The following is a 6,047-nucleotide window of genomic DNA, read 5'->3' on the forward strand; positions in this document are numbered from 1 at the left end:
AAAGGATTTGCAGTTGTTGCAAGTGAAATTAAATCACTGGCAGAAGAGATTGGTAAATCTGTGGATGATATTGCCAAAACCATTACAGGAATACAGGGCAAAGTTGAAAAAACTATTGATTTGGGGTTAACTGGTAAAGATGAAGTCGACAAAGGAGTTATAGCCATAGATGAGGTAAACAACGCGTTTATGAAAATTAAAGAAAGTGTAGATAAGGCCGCTGAAAAGATAAATGCAATAAAAGAAGGTGCAAAACAGGCGTCAGAGAACGTACAACAGGCATTAAATAACGTTCAAGATATTGCTTCAATATCTGAAGAGTTTGCTGCAACTGCTGAAGAACTAACCGCTAGTGCAGAAGAACAGAATAGAATCATGGATGAAATAAGCAAAGCTACCGAGGAAATAGCAAAAGTTTCAGATAGGGTGGCTAAATCAGCCAGTAGATTTAAAGTTTAATGAATTAATTATTTTTTTCTTTTTAGATTTAAAAAAGTATTTAAAATAGTATTTTATGTGTTTCGTGATTGCATCATTATCTAAATATTGGCTGTACTGAGCATTTTAATGGTAATGGTAATGGCTTATATGGACAGCCTGCAGTTTCTTCTTTTATTCTTTCAATCAACTGTTCAACTGTCATTTTTTCTTTTAATGGTTTCTTTAAGGTTGATTCTTCCCTTATTGTTATGGTTAAAATATTATTTTTAACCTCTTCATCTCCAACAACCACAACGTAAGGAACCCAATCCTTACCTGCATTTCTTATCTTCTTACCTACGCTTTCGTCTCTGTCTTCAAAGTCAGCTCTTATCCCATTTTCTCTAAGTTTTTTTGCAACTTCTAATGCATATTCCTCGTGTGAGTCAGAAACTGGTATTACTCTTACCTGTATAGGTGAAAGCCATACTGGCAACATAGGAGCTCTTCCTTTTTGCGAGTCTAAATATGCTCCCTCTAACAACCCACACATAACTCTTTCAATACTTCCAGTTGGTGAGCAGTGGAGTATTATTGGATTTATTTTTTTATCTCCGTCGTGAACAACGATTCCAAATCTTTTTGAGCTCTCAACATCTATTTGAACTGTTGGGTTTTCAATAGGTCTTCCAAAGCTGTCTATTACTGCCATGTCAACTTTTCCTACCCAGTAATGATGCCTTCCAGGTAACAATTCCAATATAACATCTTTTCCATATTTTTCTTTGTATTCCTTCGCTATTTTAAAGAACCAGTCTTTGTTTTCTTCAAAGAAATCCTTGGTATATCTGAATATAACTGAGTATGGTGTTTTTAAATCGTCCCCAGTTTTTAAACACATCCAGAACTGATTTTCGAATTCATCTATGGCCTGCTTAATATCCATACATACGGTATGCATATCAGGCATTGTAAAGCATCTTAATCTCTTTAAACCTACCAATTCCCCTCTTTGTTCGTATCTGAAGCTGTAAGTTGAAAGTTCATAGAGTTTTAACGGCAAGTGTTTTGGTAATAGGTACATGTCCTTTTTCATCATGAACTGACCAAAGCATGCCGCAAATCTTAACATTAAATCTTTGTTTCCTTGTTTGAATCTGTACTGTCTTTCTCCAAACTTATCCGCATGTTCTTTTATTGCATTGTTTCCTAAATCATACATTACTGGAGTTTCGACAGCCATAGCTCCATTTTCCACAACTAAATTATAAACGTATTCTGACAATAAGTCCCTTATCAATTTACCTTTTGGATACCATCTGAAGTGACCTGCATCTGAGCTCGGCTCATAGTCACAGATTTCTTTTTCTTTTATATATTTAACATGAGGAGGTTCTGACTCTTTGTTTTCGTTTTTTTCTTCTTTGATTCCAAGTTCGTGTTTTGCCAAAGCTTTTAATTCTTCGTCTTCAATAACATCTATATTTTCTTCGGTTAATTCTATCATTTCCTTTGTATCTGGTTTTAATAGGTAGAATTGAGTTTTTGAAGAAGTTTTTTCTTTATCTTCTTTTTCTTCCCTAGGGGTTATTTTTCTTGAGAGCTCACTTAATGGGTGACCTTTACAACTTATTTTAAATGCCTTATACCATCCAAACGGAGCTCTTAGTACATCAAAACCTTTATTGACTAATTCAGCTTCAATGCCTTTTAAAACTTCTTTTGCAACTTCTGGAGAAGATAACTCATTGGACAAATGAGCGTATGGATAGACCACTACATTTTTTACCTTTAAGGTTTCGGTGGTTTTTATTATCTCGTCCACGGCACTTTTGATTATTCCTTCAGGATTATCTTCATCTTCCTTTTCAACTGCTATGAATACAGTTAAACATTCATCCATTTTTCCAGCTAATACTTCGGTATCTTCTGCTATTTTGGTTTTCTTTTTTGCTTCAAATTCTAGATAATCAGAGTGTATCAATAAGGTTTTCATTATTATCCCTCAAATTTTTAAGTTTTATAGGTTTATTAACAAATTTAATTTAACTTTGAGATAGCTTATTTATAGTCGTTCTACGAAGGTGTTATAATATTTATTAAATTAATTTTACCTGTTTAACAAATATCTAATCAAATTTAAAGTATATTGAGTGATATATAATTGCAGAACGACTATATAGTGGTGTGCAATTTTATTTAAACTAATGTTTAATTTTATAAATAAAAAAAACAAAAATAATATTTAAATCTTTATTTTATAATTATCCTAAAAAAGGTGGTCGTTCTGCGAATGAGTGGTATAAAATTTTATTAAATTTAATTAGATTGTTTAACACCAATTTAATTTAAATTAAATGAAGTATGTTAGATATTATTTATTGCAGAACGACTATAATGTGGGAATATGGGACAATTAACATTAAAAGATGCGGTATTTTTGACAATAACTTCCATTATCGGAGGGGGTATATTCGTACTTTCCCCTTTAACATACTTAATTGCAGGAAAATCTGCAATATATGGGTGGATTTTACTCTTAATAATAAGTATGATTTTAGTCCTACCCTTTGCCTATACTACGACTAAAATAAGCAAAAGTGGGGGACCGTATAAGTATATAATGAGAATGTTCGGGAAACGGACTGGAGTGGCATTTGCCTATACGTTATGGCTTGCGGGAATGGTGGCTATCTCAGCGGTAGTATCATTTTTTGGTGTAATATTTAATGTTTATTTTAGTTTTAAGTATGTGGAGGTTATATTGGTTGTATTCTTAACTTCTCTTATAATAAATGGAATCAATGTAGTAGGAAACTTTATTAGAACTTTTGGAGTTTTAACAATTATGACATTATTATTTATTGTATTTTCAAATAAAATTGACCCATCAGTCTTTAATGTAGAATTTGACTTATTTAAGGTTATGACAGCGAGTTATTTCGGGTTATGGACTATGACCGGTTGGGAAGCAATAACTATTCCATCAGAGGCATTTAAAAATCCAGAAAAGGACATATATTATGGATTAATTATCGGGACATTTATTATTGGAATTTTGTATCTTCTATATTCACTTGTTGTTGTTTCTTCAAATATGACATTTGCTAAATTGGATGATATTATAGAGGTATTAATTGGAAATAACCTTATTGTATGGGTTAGTATGTTGTTTATAATCGGCGGTTGTGTATTTAGTTGGTTATTTTCTTTAGGCTGGATGCCTTATGCACTGTCCCACGATAATCTACTTATTCCAAAGTTGAATACATTTACCAAATTAAAAAAAGGAGTTCCGATAAATGGAGTTCTGTTGAATTCACTTGTTATAGTAACTCTCTCAGTATATCCTTCAAAGACATTAGTAGATTTTGCAATGTTTTTAACCCTAATATCGTACTTTGTGTTATATCTCGCTGTTTTTAAAGAGGATGAGCTAAAATTAAAAATAAAAATTATGTCATTATTGGCGGCGGTAATTACCCTATTAATTGTAATATTTAGGATTTATTTGGTGTTTAAATAAGCTGGTATATAACTTTAATTAAAAGATAAATGCCCATGTATAGATATTAAAGGAAATAAGTTCATATTGTTAGTATTGTAAAAATTAATGTACTATTAAAAATGTTAAACATTCGCAGAACTATAGTCTTGAATTATCAACGAATAAAACACCATATAACATTATGTTAATTATGTTAAAAATCATTAAAAGTAATCGGTGAAATTATGATTTGTATTGGATTGGAAGGAACTGCGGAAAAAACAGGGGTTGGTATTGTTACTTCTGATGGGGAAGTCCTATTCAACAAAACAATAATATACTCTCCACCAAAACAGGGGATACATCCAAGGGAGGCTGCAGATCATCATGCCGAGACATTTCCAAAGCTTATAAAAGAGGCTTTTGAAGTTGTTGATAAAGATGAGATTGATTTAGTTGCATTCTCTCAAGGTCCGGGGTTGGGTCCAAGTTTGAGGGTGACTGCAACAGCTGCAAGAGCTCTTTCACTATCTTTAAAAAAACCAATAATTGGAGTAAATCATTGTGTGGGGCATATTGAAATTGGTAAATTAACCACAGATGTAGAAGATCCACTCACACTGTACGTTAGTGGAGGGAACACTCAAATATTGGCATACGTAGGGGAAAAATACAGGGTTTTTGGAGAAACACTTGATATAGCCATTGGAAATTGCCTTGACCAGTTTGCAAGAAATTGTAATCTTCCACACCCTGGAGGAGTTTACGTTGAAAAACTTGCAAAAAATGGGGAAAAACTACTTAAATTGCCATATACGGTTAAAGGGATGGATATCTCATTTTCAGGGCTTTTAACCTCTGCACTAAAAAAGTACGAAGCTGGGGAAAAACTTGAAGATGTATGCTTTTCACTTCAGGAAACCGCCTTTTCCATGTTAACTGAGATAACAGAAAGAGCTCTTGCACATACCAACAAACCAGAAGTTATGCTTGTTGGAGGAGTTGCGGCAAACATTAGACTTAGAGAGATGCTTAGTATAATGTGCAAAGAACAGAACGTAGATTTTTACGTCCCTGAAAAACAGTTTTGCGGAGATAATGGTGCCATGATAGCTTGGCTCGGGATTTTGCAGCATATAAATGGAAAAATCATGGACATAAGTGAAACCAGACCAATATCAAATTATAGGGCAGATATGGTGGAAGTTAACTGGATTAAAAATAATAATAGCTCAAATCGAAAAAGAGAAATTCCCGAACATTTAGTTGGAAAAGGAGCTGAAGCAGACCTTAAAAAAGGATGTTATTTGGACTGGGAAATCGTAACCAAGGAAAGAATAAAAAAGAGTTATAGAATTGATGAGCTCGATGAATTGATAAGGACCAGAAGGACAGTTAAGGAGGCAAGATTTTTATCTACAATTAAAGACTTTGGAATCCCCTGCCCATACGTATTTGACGTTGATAGGGAAAAAAAGAGACTTATGATGAGTTACATTCATGGAAAGCTTGCAAAAGAAATTATTGAAGAGGGAAACTTGGATTGCTGTTATAAAATTGGTTGGATCGTAGGACAACTTCACAAAAACGGCATAATACATAATGACTTGACAACCTCAAATTTTATAGTTGATGACAACAACGTATATGTTATAGACTTTGGATTGGGAAAATTCTCTGACCTTGTTGAAGATAAAGCCGTAGATATGATTGTCTTGAAAAAGTCCATTTTAAGCATACACTATAAAAGGTTCAATGAGATATGGGATAGAATAATTGAAGGCTATAAAAATTATGAAAAATGGGAGGAGGTTATTGAAGAGATGAACGATGTGGAAAAAAGAGCAAGATACTTATAAGATGGTGAAATTATGGATCTTAATCTATTACTTTATTCTTTTACATCTCTATTTATTATTATGGACCCAGTTGGACTGGCCCCCATATTTTATGTTTTAACTGGAAATTATCCTGAAGAACGAAAGAAAAGAATAATACACAAAACATTAATAGTGGTCCTAACGACTTTACTAACATTCGCCTTTTTTGGGACATGGATATTTAAGTTCTTTGGCATTACTATAAATTCATTTAAATTAGCCGGCGGGTTGTTGCTTTTAAAAATAGCTTGGGACATGCT

General features: G+C 33.0%; 5 protein-coding genes. 4 read left to right on the forward strand and 1 reads right to left on the reverse strand.

Annotation, left to right across the window (positions count from 1 at the left end; all coding sequences use genetic code 11):
* A partial coding sequence (locus F555_RS0100150; RefSeq protein WP_018153208.1) for a methyl-accepting chemotaxis protein occupies positions 1 to 459 on the forward strand: 459 nt, incomplete at its 5' end.
* A gap of 76 nt (positions 460 to 535) precedes the next feature.
* Here F555_RS0100150 and F555_RS0100155 read toward each other — a convergent pair.
* Complete coding sequence (locus F555_RS0100155; protein WP_018153209.1) at positions 536 to 2,416, reverse strand: threonine--tRNA ligase; 1,881 nt, start codon at positions 2,414 to 2,416, stop codon at positions 536 to 538.
* A 411-nt stretch (positions 2,417 to 2,827) separates the two neighbouring features.
* On the opposite strand from F555_RS0100155, the gene F555_RS0100160 reads away from it, so the two are divergent.
* The 3 genes from F555_RS0100160 to F555_RS0100170 all read left to right on the forward strand — a co-directional run.
* On the forward strand, positions 2,828 to 3,946 hold the full coding sequence (locus tag F555_RS0100160) for an APC family permease (RefSeq protein WP_018153210.1): 1,119 nt from the start codon (positions 2,828 to 2,830) through the stop codon (positions 3,944 to 3,946).
* A 206-nt stretch (positions 3,947 to 4,152) separates the two neighbouring features.
* Positions 4,153 to 5,766 (forward strand): bifunctional N(6)-L-threonylcarbamoyladenine synthase/serine/threonine protein kinase, encoded by a 1,614-nt coding sequence (locus F555_RS0100165; RefSeq protein WP_018153211.1) that lies wholly within the window; start codon positions 4,153 to 4,155, stop codon positions 5,764 to 5,766.
* 12 nt (positions 5,767 to 5,778) lie between these two features.
* The coding region (locus tag F555_RS0100170; RefSeq protein WP_018153212.1) for a MarC family protein at positions 5,779 to 6,047 on the forward strand (269 nt) is incomplete at its 3' end.

The sequence above is a fragment of the Methanothermococcus thermolithotrophicus DSM 2095 genome (assembly GCF_000376965.1).
GTDB lineage: Archaea > AGJL01 > Methanococci > Methanococcales > Methanococcaceae > Methanothermococcus > Methanothermococcus thermolithotrophicus.